This is a genomic window from Actinopolymorpha sp. B9G3 (genome assembly GCF_040120725.1).
Lineage (GTDB): Bacteria > Actinomycetota > Actinomycetes > Propionibacteriales > Actinopolymorphaceae > Thermasporomyces.
In genome coordinates this window covers 76,204-99,540 of record NZ_JBEEAB010000005.1, presented here as the reverse complement: position 1 = coordinate 99,540, position 23,337 = coordinate 76,204, and the positions used below count along the sequence as shown (strand labels likewise).

General features: G+C 70.9%; 22 protein-coding genes and 1 riboswitch. Of the genes, 13 read left to right on the top strand and 9 right to left on the bottom strand.

All coding sequences use genetic code 11. The annotated features are described in order from the left end of the window. Window positions 1–2 precede the first annotated feature (2 nt). The 7 genes from ABNF93_RS11080 to ABNF93_RS11050 all read left to right on the top strand — a co-directional run bounded on the left by ABNF93_RS11080 (window position 3) and on the right by ABNF93_RS11050 (window position 10,866). Window positions 3–860, top strand: coding sequence for an amidohydrolase family protein (locus tag ABNF93_RS11080; protein WP_349327852.1), 858 nt, complete (start codon window positions 3–5; stop codon window positions 858–860). A 45-nt stretch (window positions 861–905) separates the two neighbouring features. Continuing rightward, window positions 906–2,387: a M81 family metallopeptidase gene (locus ABNF93_RS11075; RefSeq protein ID WP_349327851.1), complete on the top strand. Its 1,482-nt coding sequence runs from the start codon at window positions 906–908 to the stop codon at window positions 2,385–2,387. A 201-nt stretch (window positions 2,388–2,588) separates the two neighbouring features. Continuing rightward, on the top strand, window positions 2,589–3,293 hold the full coding sequence (locus tag ABNF93_RS11070; RefSeq protein WP_349327850.1) for an ATP-binding cassette domain-containing protein: 705 nt from the start codon (window positions 2,589–2,591) through the stop codon (window positions 3,291–3,293). 77 nt (window positions 3,294–3,370) lie between these two features. Continuing rightward, a complete protein-coding gene (locus ABNF93_RS11065) occupies window positions 3,371–4,771 on the top strand; it encodes an ABC transporter substrate-binding protein (RefSeq protein ID WP_349327849.1) in 1,401 nt (466 codons plus the stop codon). A gap of 8 nt (window positions 4,772–4,779) precedes the next feature. Continuing rightward, a complete protein-coding gene (locus ABNF93_RS11060; protein WP_349327848.1) occupies window positions 4,780–6,543 on the top strand; it encodes a sugar ABC transporter permease in 1,764 nt (587 codons plus the stop codon). Beyond that, entirely contained in the window at window positions 6,540–9,383 is a 2,844-nt protein-coding gene (locus tag ABNF93_RS11055; protein WP_349327847.1) for a hypothetical protein, read from the top strand. Before ABNF93_RS11060 ends, ABNF93_RS11055 begins: the two co-directional genes overlap by 4 nt. 25 nt (window positions 9,384–9,408) lie before the next feature. Further along, complete coding sequence (locus tag ABNF93_RS11050; protein ID WP_349327846.1) at window positions 9,409–10,866, top strand: CehA/McbA family metallohydrolase; 1,458 nt, start codon at window positions 9,409–9,411, stop codon at window positions 10,864–10,866. A gap of 46 nt (window positions 10,867–10,912) precedes the next feature. Here the strand turns inward: ABNF93_RS11050 and ABNF93_RS11045 are convergent, their stop codons facing one another. Both ABNF93_RS11045 and ABNF93_RS11040 read right to left on the bottom strand, forming a co-directional pair. Further along, window positions 10,913–11,275, bottom strand: a complete 363-nt coding sequence (locus ABNF93_RS11045) for a HesB/IscA family protein (RefSeq protein WP_349327845.1) — start codon at window positions 11,273–11,275, stop codon at window positions 10,913–10,915. A gap of 152 nt (window positions 11,276–11,427) precedes the next feature. After that, window positions 11,428–12,534 carry a glycerate kinase family protein gene (locus tag ABNF93_RS11040; RefSeq protein ID WP_349328113.1) on the bottom strand — a complete coding sequence of 369 codons (1,107 nt, stop codon included), beginning with the start codon at window positions 12,532–12,534 and terminating at the stop codon, window positions 11,428–11,430. A gap of 55 nt (window positions 12,535–12,589) precedes the next feature. Here ABNF93_RS11040 and ABNF93_RS11035 point away from each other — a divergent pair, with 55 nt between their 5' ends. After that, window positions 12,590–13,468: a GNAT family N-acetyltransferase gene (locus tag ABNF93_RS11035; protein ID WP_349327844.1), complete on the top strand. Its 879-nt coding sequence runs from the start codon at window positions 12,590–12,592 to the stop codon at window positions 13,466–13,468. 133 nt (window positions 13,469–13,601) lie between these two features. On the opposite strand, the gene pspAB is transcribed toward ABNF93_RS11035, so the two are convergent. The 5 genes from pspAB to ABNF93_RS11010 form a co-directional block, all read right to left on the bottom strand. Beyond that, window positions 13,602–14,186: a PspA-associated protein PspAB gene (pspAB, locus tag ABNF93_RS11030; protein ID WP_349327843.1), complete on the bottom strand. Its 585-nt coding sequence runs from the start codon at window positions 14,184–14,186 to the stop codon at window positions 13,602–13,604. A gap of 12 nt (window positions 14,187–14,198) precedes the next feature. After that, window positions 14,199–14,354, bottom strand: coding sequence for a hypothetical protein (locus ABNF93_RS11025; RefSeq protein ID WP_349327842.1), 156 nt, complete (start codon window positions 14,352–14,354; stop codon window positions 14,199–14,201). 59 nt (window positions 14,355–14,413) lie between these two features. Then, window positions 14,414–15,319 carry a zinc metalloprotease HtpX gene (htpX, locus tag ABNF93_RS11020; protein WP_349327841.1) on the bottom strand — a complete coding sequence of 302 codons (906 nt, stop codon included), beginning with the start codon at window positions 15,317–15,319 and terminating at the stop codon, window positions 14,414–14,416. Between the two features lie 182 nt (window positions 15,320–15,501). After that, window positions 15,502–15,780: a PspA-associated protein PspAA gene (pspAA, locus tag ABNF93_RS11015; protein ID WP_349327840.1), complete on the bottom strand. Its 279-nt coding sequence runs from the start codon at window positions 15,778–15,780 to the stop codon at window positions 15,502–15,504. Between the two features lie 3 nt (window positions 15,781–15,783). Then, the gene (locus tag ABNF93_RS11010; RefSeq protein WP_349327839.1) at window positions 15,784–16,602 is read right to left on the bottom strand and encodes a PspA/IM30 family protein; all 819 of its coding nucleotides are present in this window, start codon (window positions 16,600–16,602) and stop codon (window positions 15,784–15,786) included. Window positions 16,603–16,971: 369 nt separating this feature from the next. On the opposite strand from ABNF93_RS11010, the gene ABNF93_RS11005 reads away from it, so the two are divergent. Further along, window positions 16,972–17,559 (top strand): DUF3043 domain-containing protein, encoded by a 588-nt coding sequence (locus tag ABNF93_RS11005; RefSeq protein WP_349327838.1) that lies wholly within the window; start codon window positions 16,972–16,974, stop codon window positions 17,557–17,559. Window positions 17,560–17,598: 39 nt separating this feature from the next. On the opposite strand, the gene ABNF93_RS11000 is transcribed toward ABNF93_RS11005, so the two are convergent. After that, window positions 17,599–17,808 (bottom strand): hypothetical protein, encoded by a 210-nt coding sequence (locus tag ABNF93_RS11000; RefSeq protein ID WP_349327837.1) that lies wholly within the window; start codon window positions 17,806–17,808, stop codon window positions 17,599–17,601. 65 nt (window positions 17,809–17,873) lie between these two features. After that, window positions 17,874–18,062: riboswitch (cobalamin riboswitch) on the top strand. Between the two features lie 151 nt (window positions 18,063–18,213). Here ABNF93_RS11000 and ABNF93_RS10995 point away from each other — a divergent pair. Genes ABNF93_RS10995 through ABNF93_RS10980 form a run of 4 tightly spaced genes read left to right on the top strand, consistent with a single transcriptional unit; the run spans window position 18,214 to window position 22,800 of the window. Then, window positions 18,214–18,999 carry an SCO2322 family protein gene (locus ABNF93_RS10995; RefSeq protein ID WP_349327836.1) on the top strand — a complete coding sequence of 262 codons (786 nt, stop codon included), beginning with the start codon at window positions 18,214–18,216 and terminating at the stop codon, window positions 18,997–18,999. A gap of 11 nt (window positions 19,000–19,010) precedes the next feature. Continuing rightward, window positions 19,011–20,225, top strand: a complete 1,215-nt coding sequence (locus tag ABNF93_RS10990; RefSeq protein WP_349327835.1) for an energy-coupling factor transporter transmembrane component T family protein — start codon at window positions 19,011–19,013, stop codon at window positions 20,223–20,225. Next, a complete protein-coding gene (locus ABNF93_RS10985) occupies window positions 20,222–21,952 on the top strand; it encodes an ABC transporter ATP-binding protein (protein WP_349327834.1) in 1,731 nt (576 codons plus the stop codon). The genes ABNF93_RS10990 and ABNF93_RS10985 overlap by 4 nt, the downstream gene beginning before the upstream one ends. Next, window positions 21,949–22,800, top strand: a complete 852-nt coding sequence (locus ABNF93_RS10980) for an ECF transporter S component (RefSeq protein WP_349327833.1) — start codon at window positions 21,949–21,951, stop codon at window positions 22,798–22,800. Before ABNF93_RS10985 ends, ABNF93_RS10980 begins: the two co-directional genes overlap by 4 nt. On the opposite strand, the gene ABNF93_RS10975 is transcribed toward ABNF93_RS10980, so the two are convergent. Continuing rightward, window positions 22,743–23,318 carry an ATP-dependent Clp protease proteolytic subunit gene (locus tag ABNF93_RS10975; protein WP_349327832.1) on the bottom strand — a complete coding sequence of 192 codons (576 nt, stop codon included), beginning with the start codon at window positions 23,316–23,318 and terminating at the stop codon, window positions 22,743–22,745. The genes ABNF93_RS10980 and ABNF93_RS10975 overlap by 58 nt on opposite strands. Window positions 23,319–23,337: the final 19 nt, after the last annotated feature.

Here is a 23,337-nt window from a genome sequence, read left to right as displayed (position 1 = left end):
CGATGGCGGCTGAGACACTCCGCGTCGACGCGCACCACCACGTCTGGGACCTCGCCGTCCGCGACGAACCCTGGATCGTCGGCGAGGCCATGGCACCGATCCGGCGCAGCTTCGGCCTCGACGACCTCGCGCCGCAGGCGCAGGCCAACGGCATCACGCGGACCGTCCTCGTGCAGACGCTCTCCGACACCGCGGAGACGCGGGACTTCCTCGCACTCGCCCAGACCAGTGAGCTGGTCGGTGCCGTCACAGGTTGGGTCGATCTCACCGCGGCCTCGGTCGCGGACGACCTGGCTGCGCTGCGGGACGCCCCTGGCGGCGGTTACCTGCGGGCGATCCGGCACGGCGTCCAGTCCGAGGAGGACCCGGCATGGCTGTGCCGACCGGACGTCCGCCGCGGCCTCGCCGCCGTCGGTGCCGCGGGACTGCGGTACGAACTGCTGACCATTCCGGTCCAGCTCCCGGCTGCCGTCGCGACGGTCGCCGAGCTGCCCGAGGTGGCGTTCGTTCTCGACCACTGCTCGAAGCCCGAGATCGCCGCCGGGCAGCGAGAGCCGTGGACCACGCAGATCCGCCAGCTCGCGGCCCATCCCCACGTCACCTGCAAACTGTCGGGCCTCGTCACCGAAGCCGACTGGGCGCGCTGGGACGTCGCCACGCTGAAGCCGTACGTCGACGAGGTGCTGGACGCGTTCGGCCCTGAGCGGGTGATGTTCGGATCCGACTGGCCGGTGTGCCTGCTCGCCACGTCGTACTCCGACTGGGTGGCCGCCGCGGAGGAGCTCACGGCGGACCTCACCGCCGACGAGCGCGTGGCCGTCTTCGGCGGCACCGCGCGACGGTTCTATGCGCTCACCTGAGGACGACCGCACCGCCGAAACACTTGTGGTGTTGACTTGCCGCCCATGAGCGAGAGCACCGGGACCTACCGCATCGGCATCGCCGGGATGTCCACCGAGTCGAGCACGTTCGCGCCGCACCGCACGACACTGGCCGACTTCCGCGTCGGCCGTGGCGACGAACTGGCCGACCGCTATCCGTTCCTGACCGACTGGCGGATCCCGGACGGACCGGAGGTCGAGTTCGTCCCGCTGCTCCAGGCGTCCGCGCTGCCGGGCGGTCAGGTGCTCCCTGAGGCGTACGACACGCTCGAGGCTGAGCTGCTCGACCGGCTCCGAGCCGCTCTCGACGAGGGCCCGATGCACGGGTTCTACTTCGACATCCACGGGGCGATGGCGGTGGAGGGACGCCGCGACGCCGAGGCCGGGCTGGCGGCGAAGATCCGTGCCCTGGTGGGCCCTGCGTGCCTGATGTCGGCGTCGATGGACCTCCACGGACAGGTGTCCCGCGAGCTTGCCGGCACCGTCGAACTCCTCACGGCGTACCGCACGGCGCCCCACATCGACTACGTCGAAACCCGCGAGCGCGCGGTCCGCACCCTCGTGCACTGCCTGGTCCAGGACGTCCGACCGGTACGCGCCTGGGTCCGGATCCCGGTCCTGCTCCCCGGCGAGAAGACGAGTACCCGCGTCGAACCCGCACAGTCGATCTACGCCTCGCTCGCCGACGCCGAACGCCGGGACGGCGTGCTCGACGCGTCCCTCTGGGTCGGGTACGCATGGGCCGACGAGCCACGCTCTGCCGCCACCGTCCTCGTGTCGGGCACTGACCGCAGCGCTGTCACCGGTGAGGCCACCCGGCTCGCACAGGCCTGGTGGGACGCCCGGGACGGCTTCGAGTTCTGTGCACCCGCAGGGCCTGCGGACTGGTGCATCGCCCAGGCGTTCGGCTCCGACCGGCGGCCGTTCTTCGTGAGCGACTCCGGTGACAACCCCACCGCAGGAGGGTCGAACGACGTCGCGTGGTTCCTCGGCCAGCTGCTCGCCACGCCTGCCCTGGTTTCCGGCGAGCGGTCGGCGATCTGGGCGAGCTGTGTCGCCTCCGCGGCCGTGCGTACCTGCGTGGATGCCGGCGTCGGTGCCGACGTGGAGGTGCGGGTCGGCGGCGAGTTCGGTGGCAGTGAGTCGGTGCCGCTCGCCGGCCGCGTCGCGCATGTGCAGCGGGACGACCGGACCGGAGGCGACATCGCGGTCGTGCGGACCGGCGGCATCTCGGCCATCCTCACGAGCCGCCGCAAGCCGTTCCACCATGTCGCCGACTTCACCGGCCTCGGCCTCGACCCGGCCACCCACGACCTGACCGCGGTCAAGATCGGCTACCTCCAGCCGGACCTGTACCGGGCGGCCCGAGGGTGGGTGCTGGCGCTGACGCCGGGCGGTGTCAACCAGGACCTGAACGGGCTGGACTACCAGCACGTCCTACGTCCCGTGCATCCGTTGGACGCCGACCTCGCGGAGCCCGACCTCACCCCGGTCCTGTTCGACTGATGATCCCGGACCCGCGCGGCGGCACGGACCTGCGCCGGCCAGCCGATCGGATGCTGCACAAGATCACCCTCGTCACCTAAGGTAGATCATCTATTTCGGCACTGTGACCAGGTGGGCGCGCTCGCGCACCGCGCCGGGACCGGCGGATCCGAGATCCGAGTGGCGGACGGGCAGCGCAGCCTTGTCCCCAGGGGGAGTGGCATGGTCGGACTACGACTGGAACGCCTCACGGTCGTAGGTGTGTGCACGAAGCTGAACCTCCAGGTGCGCGCCGGCAGTGTGCGGGCGGCGGTCGTACGAGACCAACCCTCGGTGGACGTCCTCGCCGACGTGATCGTGGGACTCCACAAGCCGTCCAACGGGCGGGTGTTCGTCGACGACACCGTGGTCAGCCAGCAGCACACCGACCACCGGCGGCATCGCAAACACCGGCTCAACCACCAGCAGAGCAGGCAGTGCGGGATCAGGCTGGTGCCGGCCGACGGCTGGCTCGAGCCGCAGCACACGGTCTTCGACCACATCCTGCAGGCGCAGTGCCCGACGGCGCCTGCGACTGAGGACGCCACGAAGACCGTCCAGGAAACCGTCTCCGCGTTCGGTCTCGAACCCATCGCCGAACGCCGACCGGAGCACCTCACCCCGACCGAACGCCAACTCCTCGGGCTGGCCAGGGCCATGTGCTGGAAGCCCTCCGCCGTCGTACTCGAGGACGCACCCGGACAGCCCACCTGGGACGCGGTCTTCGGGGACCGGCGTCGCCGGGTGCGGCGAACCGAGCACGTGGGCGTGCCCGATCCACCTGTCCCCCACCCCTTCGTGGCCATGCTGATCATCACGACCGACGCCGCGCGTGTACGGCAACTAGACGACGACCCCGTGGGCGTGGAGCCCGGTGGTGTCCGATGAACCCGCGTACGCATGCCGGCGACCGGGACGATGTCAGGTCGGCAGGCCCCCCGGCTCGCCTCAGCCGGCGAGGCCTGTTGCGCACGGCCGGCCTCCTGCCGCTCGCCGGCGGTGGCGCCGGCTGTTCGGCGGGCTATGACCTCGTACGACCGGACTCGGCGGTCCGCGTCGCGGTCGCATGGAGCGCCGCCGAGCTCGTGGCGTTCCGGCGGCTGATCGACCACCTGGACGACCTGCCCGGAATGCGGCCCAAGACGTACGCCGTCGAACCGGTACCGCTCGGCGACGACATCTCGACCGCACTGGCCGCGCGGGGAGCTGGCCGGGTCGACGTGGTCATGCTGCCCATGCCGGGCCTCGTGTGGGAGAACCGTGACGTCCTCGAGCCGCTGCCGAGGGACCTCCTGTCCTACGGCACCGTCGGCGACAACTACGACCTCGTGTGGCGGGACCTGTTGTTCGATCCCGAGGAGGGCAGCGACCCGGCGGCGTACGGTCTGCCCTTCAAGCTCGCCCACGAGTCGCTGGTGTGGTACCGCACCTGCGTGTTCGCGAAGTACGGCCTCGAGCCGCCGGGCACCTGGGAGGAATGGACCGACGTCAACGCCGAGCTCGTACGCCGAGGCGTCGCACCCCTCGCCGTCGCCGCAGCCGACGGGTGGATGCTGACGCTGTTCTTCGAGAACGTCCTGCTGGGGCACTCGCCCTGTGCGTACCGAGGACTCAAGGGCGGGTCACCACGACCGTGGGACCACCCCAAGGTGCGCGACACCCTCGTGTTGCTGGGTCAGATGTGGGGCGCGCCCGGAGCTCTGTCCGGCGGTGTGAAGAAGTCCCTGGTGCAGCAGTTCCCGGACGCCGTGCTCGAGGTGTTCCGGTACCACCGGGCGGCGATGGTGCTCGTCCCCGACTTCGCCGAGCCGTTCGTCCGTGACTTCGGTCGCCCGGAGGGCGACGGGTGTACCGACCACTGGGGAATCTTCGCCTTCCCTCGGGTGGACGCGCCGGATGCACCGCTGATCGCGGGCGGCGACGCGGCAGTGCTGACCCGGGCGGCGGTCGACGACGCGGCCGACCTGATCAGACGCCTGGCTCACCCGTCCGCGCCGGTGAACTGGATCGCGGGCCACGGCGGTTTCATCCCGGCCAACCGCAACACACCGCAGGGCAGCTACACGCCCAAGGTCGGGTCGTTCGCGCGGCAGCTGCACGAACGGCCCTATCAGTTCGACCTCTCGGACCAGATCGGCGCCATCGGTGGCCGCGAAGGACTGTGGAGGGTCCTGCAGGACTTGCTCGCCGAGGTAGGCAACGGCCACGCCGACCTGGCGCCGGCGGCCGCCGACCGGGCGATCGAACGGCTGATCGCCCTCGAGGACGAAGCCGGAGGACCCGACGTCGACCAGACGTCGCTGCACCTCAGGCGCCGCGCAGCGGCTGCGGCCATCGACGAGTGCATGGACCTCCAGGGTTTCTGATGGCGATCGTGTCGCATCGCGACCTCCGGCTGGAGGTCACCAGCCGCCCCATGAGCGGGCCGCTGGTGCCCGGCCGGCCGCCGGTCAAGGTCCTCGACTACGTCCTCGCCATCCCCGCGGCAATGGTCCTCGTCCTGCTCATCGTGCCCATGCTCGTGACCGTCGTCCAGGCGTTCGACGCCGACCGGTTCGGGTTCGGAAACTTCGCCGCCGTCCTCGGCGATACCGACGCACTCCGCGCCCTGTGGCACACGGCCCTCTGGATCGTCACCGCCCTGGCGTTGGTGGTGGTGAGCTTCGGCATCGCCATGCTCAGCAGGGCGGTCGACCGCTGGTGGCTGGCGTTCATGGGCGTCATCGTCCTGCCGTTCGGCGCCTCGGCCGTCGCCTCCGGCGCTGCCTTCCGGCTGATGTTCGATCCCGTCCCCGAGCGCGGGCTGGCAAGCGCGCTGGTGTTCGAGATCTTCGACCGGACACCGGTCTGGCTCGGCCCCGGTCTGATCTGGTTCGTACTCGTCTCGTCCTTCTGTTGGACGTGGCTGGGCTTCGCGGTGTCACTGTTCCGGGCGGGGCTCCGGGCAAGTCCCGAAGGGGTCATCCGCCGGGCGCGTGTCGAGGGGGCGGGCCGGCTCCGGCAGCTGAGCATCCGGGTGCAGATGCTCTGGCCAGTCGGGGCCACGATCATGCTGACGTTGGTGGCGGCGGCGGTCCGGCTGTTCGACCTCGTACTCGTCGCCACGCCCGGACCCATGCAGGACGACGTCGACACGGTGGCCGTCCACTGGTGGCGCCTCACGGCGAAGCCGTTGGAGGACCAGGGGCAACCCGCCGCTCTCGCGGTGATCCTGTTCGCCATGCTCGGCGTCGTGGCGCTCGTGCTCAGCCACGCCATGGGCCGGCCACGCAACGTATCGACAAGCCCGCCGCACTGGTGGCGGGAACGCGGTCGCGAGTCCGACGTACGCACCCGCGGCTGGAGCATCGTGGTCGGCAGCGGCATCTGCGTCCTCTGGGCGCTTCCGGTCATCTCCCTGGTCGCCACGGCACTTCGAGACCCGATCGACGCCGGGTCGACGGGCTGGTGGCGACGGGGCACGGAGGGCCTGTCGCTGCGGTCGCTCGAGATCTCCGCGCCCGGGCTCGTCGACTCGCTGTCGACCACGCTGACTGTCGCCCTCGGCGCCACCGTCCTGGTGGTCGGAACGGGAGTCTTCGCCGCCCGTGCCTTGGCTTTGAGCACCCGGCCCCGGCTGGCCCGGGTCGTCGTCGCCGCGCTCACTCTGCTCGCCGTCGCGCCGGTGCAGATGTACGCCGTACCGCTTCGCGAGGCCTTCACGGCATTGAGCCTCGCCGGCTCCGACTTCTCGTTGATCTTCGTCCACGCCGCAGCTGCCCTGCCGCTGGCGATCCTCATCCTTCGTGCGGCGCTCATCGCCGCGCCGGACAGCCCGGAGGTGGACGCCCTGCGCGGTCAGACACGTGCGGTCACCGCCGCAACCCGGCTCTGGGCCAACGCCGGACGCGCTGTGGTCGCCGTGGCGGTGATCGAGTTCGTCCAGGTCTGGAACGACTTCATCATCGCCCTGCTGGTGAGCGGACCGGGCTCCAGCCCGCTCACGCTCGTGCTCTGGGGTGAGGCGCGGCAGTTCGGCACGTCTGCCGGGACGGTTGCCGCCAGCGCTGCGGTGTCGGCCGTGGTCCCGGTCGTCGTCCTGCTCGCCACCTGGCGCCGGTGGGTGGTGCCGGGCCTCACCGGAGGTGTCCTTCGATGAGCGGACCAGACGACACCGCACCCGGCGGTCCGGCCGGCCCCGGCCGGCCGCCTGGCCCCGATCCCGGCCATGCGGCGGCGGCTGGCGGTGGCGCGGGAGCGCCGCCCTCCGGATCGGCGGCGTCACGCCTGGGCTTCCCCGACGCCGAATCGCCCAGAGAACCGGGCGCGGGCGTTCCCGCGCCCGTCGGGCAGGCACCGATCACACCGGCACCCATCACACCGGCACCGGTCGGGCAGGCACCGATCACGCCGGCACCGCCACCAGCCGCGCCACCCGCCGCCAAGATCGACGTCGAACCCCGGTGGGGTCCGGTCCGCAACGCCGCCGTCCTGGCCACGACGACGGTCGGCCTCTTCCTTCTGAGCGTTCTCTCCGACGCCCTCGGCAACATCCTCAGCGACCTGCGCTACGTCCTGGGCGTCGGTGGACTCTTCACCATCCTCTGGCTGACCCGGCGGGTGTTGGAGCGCAACCGGAACCGCTACCGCGACCTCGACAGCGACCTGGTGGCGCCCGGACCACCCCTGCGACCTGCGTGGTTTCGTACCCCCGCACCGCTCGCAGGCCGTGACAGCGACGTCTATCGGGGACTCGACATCGTCTGCCGCCGCGGTCTGCTCGCGGTGACAGGGCTCCCGGGCATCGGGAGCTCAGCCGTCGCCGAGGCTGTCGTCGCGGAACTCGTCGAGCGTGGCTACGTCGATGCCGCCGACACCGCGCCGTTCGACCTGCGTGGCTGGTCCACCCGATCTCCCGACGACGCACCGACGATCGCCGGGCGGCTCCTGTCGATGTTCGGTGCGGCCGAGCCGGCAAGCGGCGAGCCCCAGATCCTCGCCGACGCGGCCCTGCGGCTCCGTGACGAGCTGTCACGACGGCCCGCGGTCCTCTTCCTGGACAACGTCATCGACGCCGGCCAGGTCACCTGGCTCGTCGATCAGTGGACCACCGACGGCAGCCATCCGTACCTCGTCGTGGCCGGTCGGCCCACCATCGGCGCCGCGTTCCCCGCCGACTGTGTGGTGGCGCTCGGAGAGCTGGACGTCTCGAGCATGCGCACCGTCTGGTCCGCAGAACAACCACGGGACGGCGGGGAGCCGCATGACCCCGACTGGCTGGACGACGTACTCGCCGTGTGCGGCGGGCGGCCCGGGGCGGTCCGCGACCTGGCGCGGGAGATGGGCCGCCCGGAGAGCCACTGGAGCCCGGCCGAGCTGACCACCCGCCTGTGGCGCCACATGACGTCCGACCAGGATCCGCGCGAGCGCGTCTGGCTGGCGATTCTGGAACGCACCGGTGTCAGCATGTCTCGCAAGGCCCGCCACCTGGCGCGCGCCCTTGCCGACCTTCCCGTCGCGGAACTCACGGTCGAGGCGATGGAGGCGGCGCGCCGCGGCATCGATGCCCTGGACGCGATGGAGTCCGGTAGACCTGCGACGTCGCACGATCTCGGTCGCCCCACCCCTCCACGACTCGACGACATCGACCTCGTCGACCCCATCCAGGAACTCTGCAACCGGAATCTCGTCCGCCGCTCGCCGGTCGGCAGGTATCGCATGCCGCTCGAGGTACGCCAGGCGGTCAGGGCGACCGAACCTGACAGCGAACGCATGACCGCTGTCCGCGCCGCTCTGTCCTCGCTCGTCCATCGTTACGCCGATCTCGCCGAACGGTGGAGCATCCTGCTGGACAGCGTGGACTACGCCAGGTCGGCCGTCCTGTGGTTCCAAGCCGAGGAGCCGTTGCTCCGGGCACTGCTCACCGCCAGCTACGCGGACACGCCCACCGAGGACTATCCCGAGGGCGAGTTGCTCGCGCTGACTCTCGATGACCTCGCCCGGCTCGCGGACGCGGTCGACGTCTGGTACGTCCGCCAGCAGCAGGTGTTCGGTGCTCGCCTCGTCCAGGAGAACCTCGTCAAGCTCGCCTACACCGCCGGCCGGCACGACCTGGACCGCCTCGCCGCGGTCCGGATGGCGGCGGTCTACCGATCCGCGGGCATGTTCGACGACGCCGCCGCCATGTTGAGCCAGGCCGGCGTACCCGTGCCGGCCGACAGGTGGTCCTGGCTGCCGTGGCGACGACCCACCGCCTGGGATCTGGGTGCGTGGCACCATCACGAGCGGGCCCTACTCCACCTCGCCCGCGCCGAGAGCGCGACCGACCCCATGTTGGCCGCCGTCGAGCTGGCCGGCGCCGAACTCGAGCTCCAGCGCGTCTGGCAGCGCCTTCCGCGAAAGAACGTGAAGGGTGAGGTCACCACGTTGTTGACGATGGGCGTCGTCTACCTCCACCAGGGTCGGCCCGACCGTGCGCTCGACCGCCTCGACCTGGCGGAGAGCCGGTCCGGCGAGTGTGGCGACTCCGCGGGGCAGGCACACGCCGCGGAGCTTCGGGGCGTCGCCGCCTGGATGCAGGGCCGAGCGACGGTCGCGGCCGCCCTGTGGCAACACGCCCTGACGGAGTTCCGCAAGCTCGCCGACCACCAGGGCGAGGGGCGGTGCCTCCAGCACCTGGGATCGGCCGTTCTCGTCGCACCCGAGCTCGCAGGCCTCCTTCTCGGCGAGGACCGGCGAACCGTCACCGAGGTCACGGCGATCCAGCACGCACATGTCTGGCTGGAGCTGAGCAGGCGACTACGTGCCGGCCAGCCGGTGTCACCCATCGCCGACGGCTACCTACGGCTGGCGCGGAGCCGGGCCGGTCGGTCGCACAGTCCGTACGACCCGGACCTGGCCGGCAGCGAGCCCGCCGGGCGCGAGGTTGGTCGCCAGTCACAAGGCGACGCTATGGCCGTTCGTCTGATCCGCCGATTTCGACGCTGGTGGGGCCCGTGACGAAGGAGGGCCCATACTCGACCGGATGAGCTTCTCCGCGAATACCGATGCCGTGGGTGGCGGCGACGAGACCGTGGTCCTGGAGGGCAGGTTCGAGATCGGCGCGCAGGACTGGGTCTACCTGCCGGTCGACGTACCCGAAGGCGTCCGCGAAATCGCCGTCGCCTACGGCTACGACCGGCCGGAGCCGCCCGCCGGACTGCCGGGTAATGCGCTCGACATCGGCATCTTCGACGAACGCGGCCATGGCGTGCCTGACGGCCCCGGCTTCCGCGGATGGTCCGGAGGCGCCCGCGACTCCTTCGTGATCGGACGTACGCAGGCCACCCCCGGCTACGTCCCCGGCCCGGTCAACGCCGGCACTTGGCACATCCTGCTGGGCCCGTACACCGTGGCGCCGCAGGGCATGACCTATCGCGTCGAGGTCACGCTGCGACGGGATACGCCGCAGTCGGGTCGTACGGAATCAGGTCGTACGGACGCAGACTTCGTACCCTGTCCAGCTCCCGCGCGGGCGCACGGTCGAGGTCCCTCGTGGTACCGCGGCGACCTGCACATGCACACGGTCCACTCGGACGGGCAGCTGGAGCCCGCCGAGCTCGCGGCCGCCGCCCGGGACGCCGGTCTGGACTTCATCGTCTCCACGGAGCACAACACCTGCAGCGCGGCCGGGATCTGGGGCCACCACGCCAGCGACGACCTGCTGATCATTGTGGGTGAGGAGGTGACGACCCGCAACGGGCACCTCGTCGCCGCGGGTCTCACGGAGGGTTCGTGGATCGACTGGCGCTTCCGCGCGGCCGACGGCCTGCTCCCCGCCACGGTCGGCGAGATCCACCGCCAGGGAGGCATCGCGATCGCCGCACATCCGTTCGCGCCGTGTCTGGGCTGCGCGTGGAAGTACGGCTTCGACGACGTCGACGCGATCGAGGTGTGGAACGGCGACTGGACACCCGACGACGAGGTGTCGCTCCGCGCCTGGGACGCCGCTCTGGTGGCCGCCGGCCGCGCGGGCCGGTGGCTCCCCGCGGTCGGCAGCAGCGACTTCCACGGTGGCGAGGACAGGGTGGGCCTCGGCCAGACAGTCGTCCGCGCGGAGGCGCTGACCCGGGAAGCGATCCTCGCTGGGGTGCGCGCGGGGCACAGCTATCTCACGGGGTCATCAGAGGTCGAGATGGAGTTCTCCGCGCGTGGTGCGGGGCACGTCGCGGGGATCGGTGGCCGACTCTGCCTCCCCTGGGACGCCCCGGTGACACTCGACGTGGCCGTCAGGGGCGCGCCGGAGGGATTCGTCCGGTTCGTCACGGACAAGGGAGCGGTCGCCCAGCTGGAGACCGGTGGGGAGGGGACCGCGACCTGGACCACGACCGCCGCGGCCTCGCACTACGTCAGGGTCGAAGTGCGCCGACCGCACGCCGCGATGACGCACTTCGAGCCGATGGTGGCGCTGACGAACCCGATCTTCCTCGACACCGGAGCCTGACAGCGCCGGGCACGGAGGAGTCCAGGGCTCAGGGAATGCTCAGAGCTCAGTGGAACGAGTCGCCGCAGGCGCAGGAGCTGGTGGCGCTCGGGTTGTCGATCGTGAAGCCCTGCTTCTCGATCGTGTCCACGAAGTCGATCACCGCACCCTGAAGGTATGGCGCGCTCATCCGGTCGACGATCACGCCGACGTTGCCGAACTCCTTGACGACGTCGCCGTCGAGTTCGCGCTCGTCGAAGAACAACTGGTAGCGCAGGCCGGAGCAGCCACCCGGCTGGACCGCGAGTCGAAGCCGGAGGTCGTCACGGCCCTCCTGGTCGAGGAGGTTCTTGACCTTGCTCGCTGCCGCGTCGGTGAGCACGACGCCGTCGGCCTGCTGCTCCTGGGTCAGGTCGCCCTGAATGGTCATAGATCGGACTCCCGTGATCATCTGGTCGCGGTCATGTCTGCTGGCTGCAACATCCGCGGCAGCTCAGCCATTCCGGTGCTCAGCGATCCCGATGTACGGGACATCCCCGGGAGCACCGCCACCATGCTTGCACAGCTCACCGGCGGGTGCGCTCAGCGGGACCAAGTCCTGGCCACGCGTTCGGCGAGGGCGACGAGGCTGTCTCTGGCCTGGCCGAGCGCACGGTCCCGGCCGACCAGGTCGACCAGGGAGTACGCCGACTCCACGCCCATCGTGCGCATCTCCCGGGAACCGACCAGCACGTCGCCCGCGAGGACCACGCAGGGCCGCAGGACCTCCGCCGCGACGGCCGCGACGCCGGATACCACTTTGCCGCTTTTGGACTGGAAGTCGAAGGCGCCCTCGCCGGTCACGATGACGTCGGCCTTGCGGGCCCGCTCGGTCAGGCGTACGGCGTCGATGATCGTCTCGATGCCAGGTACCCGCCGGCCGCCGAGCAGCAGCAGTGCGTAGCCGAGGCCACCGGCAGCACCCGCACCCTTGGCGTCCGCGAGCGGGCGATCGGCCAGATCGGCGAAGCGCTCGAGGGCGGCGTCCAGGGCGACCAGCTCGTCCTTTCCGACACCCTTCTGCGGGCCGAAGATGTTGGTGGCCCCCCGCAGACCGAGCAGGGGGTTGTCGACGTCGCTCGCCGCCAGGATCTCGACGCCGGCCACGCGTTCTCGTGCCGCGGCCAGGTCGAGGTGGGTGAGGTCGGCAAGGGTCGCGCCACCGGACGTGAGCCCCCCGGACGGCTCCGCGGTGGCGCCGAGTGCGGCCAAGAGGCCCGCTCCCCCGTCGTTGGTCCCGCTCCCCCCGAGGCCCACGACCAACCGGCGCGCGCCCGCATCGATCGCGGCCGCCACCATCTCGCCCACACCGAACGTGGTGGCCCGGTGTGGATCGCGCCTTTGCTCCGGCACCAGCGCCAGCCCGCACGCCTGCGACGACTCGAGATAGGCCGTGTCGCCGGTACGAAGGAGGGTGGCGGGCGTCGGTTCACCGAGCGGACCCGTGACCGTCACGGCATCCAACTCGCCGCCCGAGGCCGCGTGCAGGACGTCGACGAATCCGGGCCCACCGTCGGACATCGGCACCGTGACCACGTCGTCGGCTGGAGCCTGCCGGCGCCAGCCCTCGGCCATCGCTTCGGCCGCCTCGACCGCGGTCAGAGTCCCGGCGAACTTGTCAGGAGCAATCAGCACGCGCACGCCCGACATCCTGGCGCGTGACGGGCGGGTGCGCACGCGCGGGGTCCCGGCATAGGGTCACTTCGTGCTGATCCGCCCCATGCGCGATGACGACATCGTGGCCGCCAGAGCACTCACCCACGCGGCGTTGGAGCTGGTCCGGGCGACTCGCCCCACCGGCACCTCGCCGCCGCCCGGGCCGGCGTCGCCGGAGTGGAGTTCGCTGTGGGCGCGCCGGGCCAAGCACTTCCTGCGCCATGACCCCGAGGGTTGCTGGGTCGCCGACGCCGATGGCGACGTGGTGGGCGTCACGATGGCGTTGCGGAGGGAGAAGCTCTGGGGGTTGTCGGCGTACTTCGTCCATCCGAACCACCAGAGCGCCGGGATCGGCTCGGCTTTGCTCGACGCGGTGCTGGGCTACAGCCAGGGGTGCCTGCGCGGGATCATCATCTCGACGTCCGACCCGCGGGCGGCGCGTCGCTACCGGCTCGCCGGATTCACGCTGCACCCGACCATCCGGATCACCGGCACGGTCAACCGGGCAGCTCTGCCGGTGGTCGACGGGATCCGCGAGGGTGGCCCGGGAGACCGGGACCTGTGCGACTCGGTCGACCGCCAGATCCGCGGAGCGGCGCACGGGGTGGACCACGAGTTCCTGTGTGCCGAGTTCGGACTGCTCGTGTGCGACACACTGACGGGGAGCGGCTACTGCTTCGTCGACGCCTCGGGTACACCGGTCCTGCTGGCCGCCACGACCCGCAAGATCGCGCAGCGGCTGCTCTGGTCGGCCCTGGCCCGCGCGCCCGAGGGAGCGCTGACCCGGATCGACTTCCTCACCGCCGCGCAGGAGTGGGCCGTGGACGTCGCACTGGCGGCCGGTCTGTCCCTGCGTACGGAGGGCTACCTGTGCCTGCGGCACATGCGTCCGCCCGCGCCCTACCTTCCCTCCGGTGCGTTTCTGTGAGCGGCATTCCGTACGACAACGACACCACCGAACAAGAGCCGGACCTCATCGAACGTATGACCGCCGGCAATCCGGCCCGGCGTTCCGCGCGCACAACGACCGGCGTTCCGCGCGCACAAGGACCGGCGCCGCCTCACAGGCCCGGCGCACCCCACACGGGGAACCAGCGGGACAGGTCGTCCTCGACCCGCAGATCATTGGTGACGAGGCCCCGGATCTGCAGCTCGAGCGCGTTGTCGCGGCGTTCGCCGGTCTGCGGAGCGAACGGATAGAAGCTCCCGCGCTTGTACAGATAGACCAGTGCCAGCTTGCGGCCGCCGGTGTCGCGGAACGTCAGCAGTGAGCAGAGCAGGAACGGCCCGAACCCGGACGCCTCCAGCGCACTGTTGACCGCATGCAGGTCGGTCACGAGTCCAGAGGCATCGGACGGGTCGTGCTTGCACACGAGCCAGGTGAAGCCGTAGCTGTCCTGGGTGCGCTCGACTGCAGGTGCTCCCCCACCCCCCCCTGCGTCGGCGTCCAGCAGCTGCTGCACATCGGCCTGGGTGGCGGCGAAGGCACCGCCCTCGGCGGCCCGGTAGCACACCGAACCCACGCCGGTCGGCCGAAAGTCCGTCGCCGCCTCCAGGGTCAGCGCCGCCTGGGGCAGCCCGAACAGCTGGTCGAGGTCCGGCTTCTTGGGCTGGCTACGCCCGAGCAACGCGTCGAGGAACTTCATCCCGGCAGCCTCTCAGATCGTCTCGATCATCGCGAGGTGGTTGGTCGTCGTGCGCACTCGATGTGCTCGCCCGGGGAGAACCTGGTCGACGTGCACCCCCGGGCGGGCGCCCATGATCATGAAGGAAAAGCGGCCATAGACCCCGAAATCCCTCGTGATCACGATCATGATCACGAGGTTGTCGGGGCGCGGGTGGCGGCGTGGTCATGTCGTCAGGGGCGCTGGGTCTAGGCCATCGGCTTGCCGAGCTCGGCGCTCACCTGGGCGAGGCGTTCGAGCCGCTTCTCGGTCGGCGGGTGGGTGGAGAGCAGGCCACCGAGCGTCTTGCCCACAGCCGCGGGCGCGAAGAAGAATGCCTGCGCCGGCTGGGCCTTGCGGAGGTCGCGGGTCGGGATCTGCGCCATGTCGCCGGAGATCTTGGTCAGGGCCGACGCCAGCGCCGACGGCTGACCGGTGAGGTAGGCGCCGGCCCGGTCGGCCGCGAACTCGCGGTAGCGGGACAACGCCCGGGTGAGCATGAAGCTGATCACGTAGACCGCGATGCTGCCGAGCCACACGACGGCGAAGATGACCGCGGTGTTGTCCCGGCTGCGGCCGAGGCCGGAGTACATCCCGAACCGTGCCACCAGGCCGGCGAGCACGCCGAGGAACGACGCGATCGTCATGACGGCGACGTCGCGGTGGGCGACGTGGGACAGTTCGTGCGCCAGCACGCCTCTCAGCTCGTCGGTGTCGAGTTTCCTCATCAGACCGGTGGTCACGCAGACGACCGCCTTCTTCGGGTTTCGGCCGGTCGCGAACGCGTTCGGCAGGTCGGTGTCGGCGATCGCAACCCGCGGCTTCGGCATGTCCGCCAGTGCGCACAGGCGGTCGATCACGCCGTGGAGCTCGGCCGCCATCCGGCCGTCTTCTGGTGACACCTCGTGGGCACCCATCGCGGCGAGCGCGATCTTGTCGGAGAAGAACCACTGCGCGACCAGGAAACCGGTAGCGATGATCAGCACCAGGGCAACGTCGAAACCCGCGGCGATCAGCCCCGCCATCGCCGCGACGTAGAGCAGACCGAGCAGGAACATGACCAGAACCATTCGCGACGTAAGGCCCCGGTCGGGCAGAAATCGTGTGCGAGCCATCGTTTTCATCGCTCCTCGAGAGTCACTTCATAGGACGACGCGGGAGCGCCCAAATGTTCCCGGCGTGGTGTCGTTCCAGCCCCGAGAGAGCTTCGCTAGGCAGCATCCGCCGCACCCGTCACGGGCGCGGCGGATGAGGCGGATGAGTTCGACCACCGTCATGGCGGTCTTCTCGAGTTCCACTATCCGGGGATGAGACCTTCCTCGCCGAGGAGTTCCTTGACCTCGTCGACCGTGGCGTCCTCCGGCGGGAGGAAGAGGTCGGAATCTTCCAGCGAGTCGTCAGGGAGCTTGGTCCCGACCGCGCGAACCTTTTCCAGCAGCGCCTGCAGCGCCGCCCGGAAGGCCGCCTCGTCGCCAGCGTTGACCGCAGACTCGAGCCTGCTGTCGAGCTCGTTGAGGGCTTGAAGGTGCTTGTCGGCGACCTTGACCTGCCCCTCTCCGAGAATGCGGACGATCACGATTCACTCACCTTGCCTCTGTGGCTGTTCCGGCGCCGCCTGGGACTTCGGGCTGGCCGGAGACGCGGCCTGATCGCCCTCGGCGGCCTGGCCCTCGATCTGCTTGGGGGCCTCGGCGCTGCCGCCACCGATCTGTGCCTTCATCGCCGCGAGCTCGCTCTCGACGTCGTTGCCGGACGCCATGCGTTCGAGCTCGAGCGAAATGTCGTCCTTGCCCGTGCCGGTCACGTCGTCGAGCGCACCCGAGGCGAGCAACTCGTCGATGGCGCCGGAACGTGCCTGGAGCTCGGCCGTCTTGTCCTCGGCACGCTGCACGGCCATGCCGACGTCGCCCATCTCCTCGGAGATGCCGGTGAACGCCTCGCCGACCCTGGTCTGCGCCTCGGCGGCGGTGTAGGTCGCCTTGATGGTCTCCTTCTTGGTGCGGAAGGCCTCCACCTTGGCCTGCAGGCGCTGGGCGGCGAGCGTGAGCTTCTCCTCCTCGCCCTGCAGGGTCGCGTGCTGGGTGCTGAGATCCGTGAGCTGCTGCTCGATACCGGACCGCCGGGTCAGCGCCTCGCGGGCGAGGTCCTCCCGGCCCATGCCGAGCGCCTTCTGCGCCTGGTCCTTGAGCTTGCCGGACTGCTGCTGCAACTGATTCATCTGCAGTTCGAGACGCTTCCGGCTGGTGGCGACGTCGGCGACTCCGCGCCGGACCTTCTGGAGCATCTCCAGCTGTTTCTGGTACGAGTAGTCAAGGGTCTCGCGCGGATCTTCAGCGCGGTCCAACGCCTTGTTGGCCTTCGCGCGGAAGATCATCGCGAAGCGGTTGAGGATACCCATCGAGGTCGGCCGCCCCCTTCGTCTCCAGGCCGGTCGTCATAAGTCGGGCGCCACGGCGGCACCGGACAGCAGTTTGCCTGCGATCACCCTATGCCCGCGAAGCGAACAAGAGCGACCCCGCCCGCCCCGCAGTTACCACGCGTGCCCAGGTCGGGCGGCGAGAACGCACCTTCGTAGCTGCATGCCCCGTCTTCACCTACGCCACGCTGGCGATGGGCGAAGCCCTGGAAGCCGAATTCGTCCGGTGTCCGCCCGAAACGGCCCGGAATCCACCGGCGCGGTGCGCCCGGTGTCCACGACAGGATGCGCGCGTGGCGCTCAGCGGCCTCCGCGGCCGGTGAGCGTGGTCGAGCCGATACCCTGTCGATCGTGTTCCGACGCCGTACGACCGAAGAGGCGCCGCCGCCGTCCGAGGCTGCCGCCGAGACCGCTCCTGCTCGACCGGGCAGCAAGGGTCGGCCCACCCCCAAGCGCCGCGATGCCGAACAGGCACGCAAGGCACGCGTGTCGGCACCGCGTGACCGCAAGGAAGCCATCCGCCAGCAGCGGGAGAAGGCCCGCGCCGAGCGGGCGAAGGTCCAGCAGGCGATGGTGACCGGCGACGACCGCTACCTCCCGGCACGCGACAAGGGCCCGGTGAAGAGGTTCTGCCGCGACTTCGTCGACTCCAGGCGTACTCCCGCGGAGTATCTCCTGCCCTACTTCCTGGTGATCTTCATCGTCATGACGATCCCCATGCCGCAGGTACAGATCGTCGCCACCTACCTGTGGCTGGTCGCGATCATCGTCGTACCGATCGACCTGATCTTCATGGGACGCCGGCTGAAGCGGCAGTTGCGCGAACGCTTCCCGGACGAGAGTCACCGGGGTGCCGTCGCCTACGGCGTCATGCGGGCCACCCAGATCCGCCGGCTCCGCATGCCCAAGCCGCTCGTGAAGCCCGGCGAGACGATCTGAACGACGCCGCGACCGACGCGTCCGGCGAGGTGGTGCGAGCTAGTCGGCGGGATGCAGGCTCATCGGCCCGTAGACCTCGCGCCCCGACTCGAGCAGCACCACCTGGTCGACGCCCACGGCGACGAGATCACGCCAGCACTCACCGACCCAGCTCTCCGCGTCGCTCTGCGAAGGGAATTCGCTGCGCGCCAACTCGCCAGCGTCCACAGGGTTGCCCTCGGCGTCCTCGAGCCGCCACGTCCACGTCATGGCAGGTGAGCCTAGTGGAGGCCCCCACCCTCCTTTGACTTCCGGGTGCGGGCGTGAGACCGTCCGTCCAGCACTACCGCCATGGGGTTGTGGTCGAAAAGGCCACCACCAGCAGGGGAAGCCGGTCCGAGTCCGGCGCTGACCCGCAACCGTAGGCCGCGTGCCAGGTCGCTCGATCCACTGGCTCGATCCAGGGGTTCGACACCAGGTGCCCGCGGCAAGCCGGAGCACCTGACCATGGCGGCCGGCTCCACACCACCCGTCGAGGTCTGCGGGCGGAGCCCGGGTCAGACACCCGAGCCCGCCCTCGGCTCCAGGCGTACGCCGCCTGCGTTGCCGGGGGCATCTCTCGTGTGTGGTCCGGTTCCCGCATCGACCGTGACCGAACACCGTGAGAGGACATCGATGCGGTCCGAGATCCGCCGCCGTCGTCGCGCCGGCCTGCTGTACGCCACGCTGGCCGTTCCGTTCTTCGTCGTACTCTGTGCCGCTGTACTCGCGGCCGTACTCGCCGCTGGCACCGGCACCGCCCACGCGGATGCGTACCGCTTCTGGGGCTTCTACCAGTGGCAGGACGACGCCTGGGCACTTGCAAAGTCCGGCCCTTCCGGCGTCACCCCGAAGGACGGTGCCGTGGAGGGATGGCGGCTCGCCGTCTCGGGCGAGAAGACACCGCCGCGCCTGCCGCGGGCCGCCGGAGACTTCGATCAGATCTGCGGGTCGACACCAGCCGAGACAGGCAAGAAGCGCGTCGCCGTCGTCGTCGACTACGGCCTCGCCGGCGAGGCCGAGGGCGAGCCGGAGCCACCGGACGCCCGCGGTGCATGCGCGGTGGTCGACGCGAAAGCCAGTTCCGCGCAGGTGCTCGCCGCCATCGGTGAGGTACGCGAGCAGAAAGGGCTGGTCTGCGCCATCGACGACTTCCCAGCAACCGGGTGCGGCGACGCCGTCGACTCGGTGCCGGAGTTCCCCACGCCCGAGCCGAGCGTCTCTCTCGCGCTGCCCGCGGCAGCCGCTCCCGCCGGGGACTCCAGCCCAGCTGAGTCTTCAGAAACCGCCGCGAGCGCGGACGCCGAGTCGGATGGGTTCCCAGTCCTGCCGGTGGCAGCCGTCGCGGTCGTGGTCGTGCTGATTGTCGGTGGGTTCATGATCCGGCGTCAGCGCAACGCCGACGCCGGCTCGGCGGGCTGACGGGCCGACCCGTGCGTGCAGCCCATCGCCCCTCCTTCGCCCGGAACCTGCACCCGGGCGCGTGGTGGCTGTGGGCGCTCGGGCTCGCCACCGCCGCCAGCCGGACGACGAACCCGCTGCTGCTCGCCTTGCTGCTGGCGGTTGCGGGTTACGTCGTGGCGGCCAGGCGATCGACCGCGCCGTGGGCCAACTCCTATGCGGCGTTTCTCAAGCTCGGGTTGGCGGTCATCGTGATCCGCGTCGTGTTCCAGGCGGTGTTCGGCGCCGCCGTCGCCGGCCGGACGGTCCTCTTCACCCTGCCCGAGCTGCCCCTGCCGGAGTGGGTCGACGGCATCCGGATCGGCGGCCAGGTCACCGCGGAGGCGCTGGCATCGGCGGTGTACGACGGACTGCGGCTCGCCGCGATACTCGGCTGCGTCGGGGCGGCGAACGCGCTCGCCAACCCCAAGCGCCTGCTCACGCACGTGCCTGGAGCGCTCTACGAGCTGGGTGTCGCGGTCGTGGTCGCGATGACGTTCGCACCCCAGCTCGTCGCCGACACGGCGCGGGCACGGGCGGCCCGCCGGCTGCGCGGCCAGCCGGACCGTGGCCTGCGCTCGGTCCGTGCCACTGCCGTACCCGTCCTGGAGGGAGCTTTGGAACGCTCCCTCGCGCTGGCGGCGGCGATGGACTCACGGGGATACGGCCGGCTCGGCAACGTGACCCGGCGGGCCCGCCTGCTCACCTCCGGCCTCGTCCTCGGGGGCCTGATGGGTATCTGCGTCGGCGTCTACGGGCTCCTCGACGCCGGTGCCACCCGAACCCTCGCCCTGCCCGCTCTCGGCGCGGGGCTCGTCACCGCGTGCGCCGGGTTGATGCTCGGTGGCCGGCGCACGGTCCGGACGAGGTACCGGCCAGATCCGTGGGCCCTGCCGGAATGGCTGGTCACCGCCAGCGGCGTTGCCGTCGCCGCTAGCTTCTTGTGGGCATCCATCGCGGGGGGCGGCGACCTCGTCGCCAGTACCGTGCCGCTCACGGTGCCCGAGCTGCCGATGATCCCCACCGTGGCCGCGCTCATCGGCCTCCTGCCCGCGTGGTTGGCTCCACCTCCGCCCCGACCGGTGAGCGACGAGGCGCCGGCCGACCAGCAGGCGGACGACGAAGAGACAGACGACCAGCGGGCGGGCGACGAACAGGCAAAGCACCAGCGGGCGGGCGACCAACGGGGGAAGGTGCAGGCGTCATGATCCGGTTCGAGTCGGTGTCGATGCGCTACCCCGGGAGCGCGAGCCCGGTCCTGCGCGACGTGACGTTCGAGATCGCCGAGGGCGAACTGTGCCTCGTCGTCGGCCAGACCGGCAGTGGCAAGACCACCCTGCTGCGCGCCATCAACGGCCTGGTCCCCCACTTCACCGGCGGCACGCTGGGCGGCCGCGTGGTCGTCGACGGGCGCGAGACCCGTACGCACCATCCGCGAGACCTCGCCGACGTCGTGGGCGTGGTCGGTCAGGACCCGTTGGCCGGGTTCGTCACCGACACCGTCGAGGACGAGCTGGCCTACGGCATGGAGTCGCTGGCCCTGGCACCCGACGTCATGCGTACCAGGGTGGAAGAGACGCTGGACCTGCTCGGACTCACCGGCGTACGGTCCCGGCCCATCGCCACGCTCTCCGGTGGTCAACAGCAGCGGGTCGCGATCGGCTCCGTCCTCACCAGCCATCCGCGGGTACTCGTGCTGGACGAGCCCACCTCCGCTCTCGACCCGGCGGCCGCCGAGGACGTACTCGCCGCATTGCACCGGCTCGTCCACGACCTCGGCGTCACGGTGGTCGTCGCCGAACATCGGCTAGAACGAGTCGTGCAGTACGCCGACCGGATCGTCCTCGTGCCCGGTGACGGCCAGGCGCTCGCGGTGGGACCGCCGGCAGCCGTCATGGCCGACTCGACGGTGGCGCCACCGGTCGTGGAACTCGGCCGGCTCGCCGGCTGGGACCCGCTGCCGTTGACGGTGCGCGACGCGCGCGCGTTGGCCGGGCCGTTGCGGGAGCGGCTCGCCACCGTCGCACCGCCGACCCCGCGATCGACCCCGCCATCGACCCCGCCATCGACCCCGCGATCGGCGCCGCCAACTCCGGCGCCAGCGGGTGCGCAAGGCAGCGTTGACAGTACGCCCGGCTCCGGCGCACGCCCGGTCGCGTCCGTACGCCACCTGCTCGTGCGCTACGGACCACGGCGGGCTGCGACTCGGCCGGCGCTGCACGACATCGACCTTGACGTCGCACCGGGTGAGGTCATCGCCCTGATGGGGCGGAACGGCGCGGGCAAGTCGTCCCTGCTCAATGCCCTGGTGGGACTCACGAAGCCGGCAGGCGGCACGGTCCGGCTAGGCGACCTCGACCCGACCGGCGCCAGGCCCGCCGTCATCGCGAAGGCCGCCGGTCTCGTGCCGCAGGAGCCTGGTGCGCTGCTGTACGCCGAGACAGTGGCGCAGGAGTGCCGGCAGGCCGACGCCGACTTCGGGGCCCCGGCAGGTCGGTGCGCGGCCATCCTCGGCCGGTTGGCTCCAGGCGTACCCTCCGATCGGCATCCCCGAGACCTGTCCGAAGGGCAGCGGCTCTGTCTGGCGCTGGCCGTCGTCCTCACCGCCGAACCGCCCTTGCTGCTGCTCGACGAACCCACCCGTGGCCTGGACTACCTCGCGAAGGGACGCCTGGCCGGGATCCTGCGCGAGCTCGCGGGCGGAGGCCGTGGGATCGCCCACGGGATCGTCGTCGCGACGCATGACGTCGAGCTGGTCGCCGAGATCGCCACGAGGGTGGTGGTCCTCGCCGACGGGGAGATCGTCGCGGACGGCCCCGTCGCACACGTGGTGGCGGCGTCGCCGACCTTCGCGCCGCAGGTGGCGAAGATCCTGCGTCCGTTGCCGTGGCTCACCGTCGGGCAGGTGGCCGCCTCGCTCGAGCCGGCGTCGTGACGCGCGCACTTCGTGCGCGGTCGCTCGTCGCGCTGGTCCTGGCGACGCTCGTTGGTGCGGCGGGGTTCGGCTGGCCGTTCCTGGCCGACGTCGGGAGTACGGCGAGCGGGGACTCCGCCGCCGCGACGTACCTCTTCGTCCTGCTCCTCCCCCTCGTCGTGGCTGTCGTCCTCGCCGAACTCGCCGACGGCGGCATGGACGCCAAGGCGATCGCGATGCTCGGGGTGCTGGCGGCTGCCGGCGTCGCCCTGCGGGCGCTCAGCCCGGGTACGGGCGGGTTCGAGCCGACGCTGTTCCTGCTGGTCGTCGCGGGCCGGGTCTTCGGCGCCGGCTTCGGCTTCGCGCTTGGCTCGGTGATGCTGCTCGCCAGCGCGCTCGCGACCGGGGGTGTCGGGCCGTGGATGCCGTTCCAGATGGTGGGGCTCGCGTGGGTGGGGCTGTTCGCCGGCCTTCTGCCACGGGCGTCCGGCCGGGTCGAGCGGTGGCTGCTCGCGGGCTACGCGGGGGTGGCGGGCTTCGCGTATGGCGCGCTGCTGAACCTGTCGTTCTGGCCGTTCTCCAGCTCGCTGCCGGTCGGGATGGCGTACGCACCAGGCGACTCCGCCCTCGCGAACGTCGGACACTATGCGGCGTTCTACGTCACGACGTCGTTCGGCTGGGACGGCGTACGCGCCCTCGTCAACGCCGCGTTGGTGCTCCTCGCGGGACGTCCGGTCCTCGCGACTCTGCGCCGTGCCGCCCGCCGGGCGGCCTGGGACCGGCCACCCTCGCCCGACCCGGGTGGGCCTGTTCAGGGCGCGGACGCCTCCCGCTCGCCCGGACCCACCAGCCGGTTGACGAGTCCGTAGCCGACGGCCTCCTCCGCTGTGAGGAACCGGCCCTTACGCAGGTCCGTAGCGATCGCGTCGGCCTGGCGTCCGGTCGCGGCGGCGAGAAGCTCGATCACTGCGTCGCGCATGCGGAGGTGCTCGCGGGCGTACGTGTCGACCTCGGACGCGGTACCGCTGATCTCGGGCGACTTCGGCTCGTCGAGGGCGAAGCGTGCGTGCGGGTAGGCGAGCCGCATGGGCGCGGCGGCGAAGGCGGCGACAGCGACGCCGCTCACCTCGCCGACCGCGACGGCCGTGAGATCGACGCCCAGCATGTGGATCGTGTCGACCATGCTGAGCACCGCCCCCAACTCGCCGCCGCGACAGCCGAGGTGGAGCCGGATCGGCTGGTCGGCAAGGGCCTCCAGAGTGAGCAGCTGGGCGGCGGTCCGGGTGGCGAGCTGGTCGTCGAGGAAGCCCTGCGCGAGAACGACCCGGCGTTCGAAGAGCTGCTCCTGGATGTACGTGTCGAACGTCATCACGCGGTCGTCTGCCATGCGTCTCTCCCTGTCGCTT

Bases quoted from the DNA above. Each gene is read 5' to 3' on its own strand.
- ABNF93_RS11080 (WP_349327852.1), top strand. From the start codon at position 3: ATGGCGGCTGAGACACTCCGCGTCGACGCGCACCACCACGTCTGGGAC.
- ABNF93_RS11075 (WP_349327851.1), top strand. From the start codon at position 906: ATGAGCGAGAGCACCGGGACCTACCGCATCGGCATCGCCGGGATGTCC.
- ABNF93_RS11070 (WP_349327850.1), top strand. From the start codon at position 2,589: ATGGTCGGACTACGACTGGAACGCCTCACGGTCGTAGGTGTGTGCACG.
- ABNF93_RS11055 (WP_349327847.1), top strand. From the start codon at position 6,540: ATGAGCGGACCAGACGACACCGCACCCGGCGGTCCGGCCGGCCCCGGC.
- ABNF93_RS11050 (WP_349327846.1), top strand. From the start codon at position 9,409: ATGAGCTTCTCCGCGAATACCGATGCCGTGGGTGGCGGCGACGAGACC.
- ABNF93_RS11045 (WP_349327845.1), bottom strand. From the start codon at position 11,275: ATGACCATTCAGGGCGACCTGACCCAGGAGCAGCAGGCCGACGGCGTC.
- ABNF93_RS11040 (WP_349328113.1), bottom strand. From the start codon at position 12,534: ATGTCGGGCGTGCGCGTGCTGATTGCTCCTGACAAGTTCGCCGGGACT.
- pspAB (WP_349327843.1), bottom strand. From the start codon at position 14,186: ATGAAGTTCCTCGACGCGTTGCTCGGGCGTAGCCAGCCCAAGAAGCCG.
- ABNF93_RS11025 (WP_349327842.1), bottom strand. From the start codon at position 14,354: ATGATCGTGATCACGAGGGATTTCGGGGTCTATGGCCGCTTTTCCTTC.
- htpX (WP_349327841.1), bottom strand. From the start codon at position 15,319: ATGGCTCGCACACGATTTCTGCCCGACCGGGGCCTTACGTCGCGAATG.
- ABNF93_RS11010 (WP_349327839.1), bottom strand. From the start codon at position 16,602: ATGGGTATCCTCAACCGCTTCGCGATGATCTTCCGCGCGAAGGCCAAC.
- ABNF93_RS11000 (WP_349327837.1), bottom strand. From the start codon at position 17,808: ATGACGTGGACGTGGCGGCTCGAGGACGCCGAGGGCAACCCTGTGGAC.
- ABNF93_RS10995 (WP_349327836.1), top strand. From the start codon at position 18,214: ATGCGGTCCGAGATCCGCCGCCGTCGTCGCGCCGGCCTGCTGTACGCC.
- ABNF93_RS10985 (WP_349327834.1), top strand. From the start codon at position 20,222: ATGATCCGGTTCGAGTCGGTGTCGATGCGCTACCCCGGGAGCGCGAGC.
- ABNF93_RS10975 (WP_349327832.1), bottom strand. From the start codon at position 23,318: ATGGCAGACGACCGCGTGATGACGTTCGACACGTACATCCAGGAGCAG.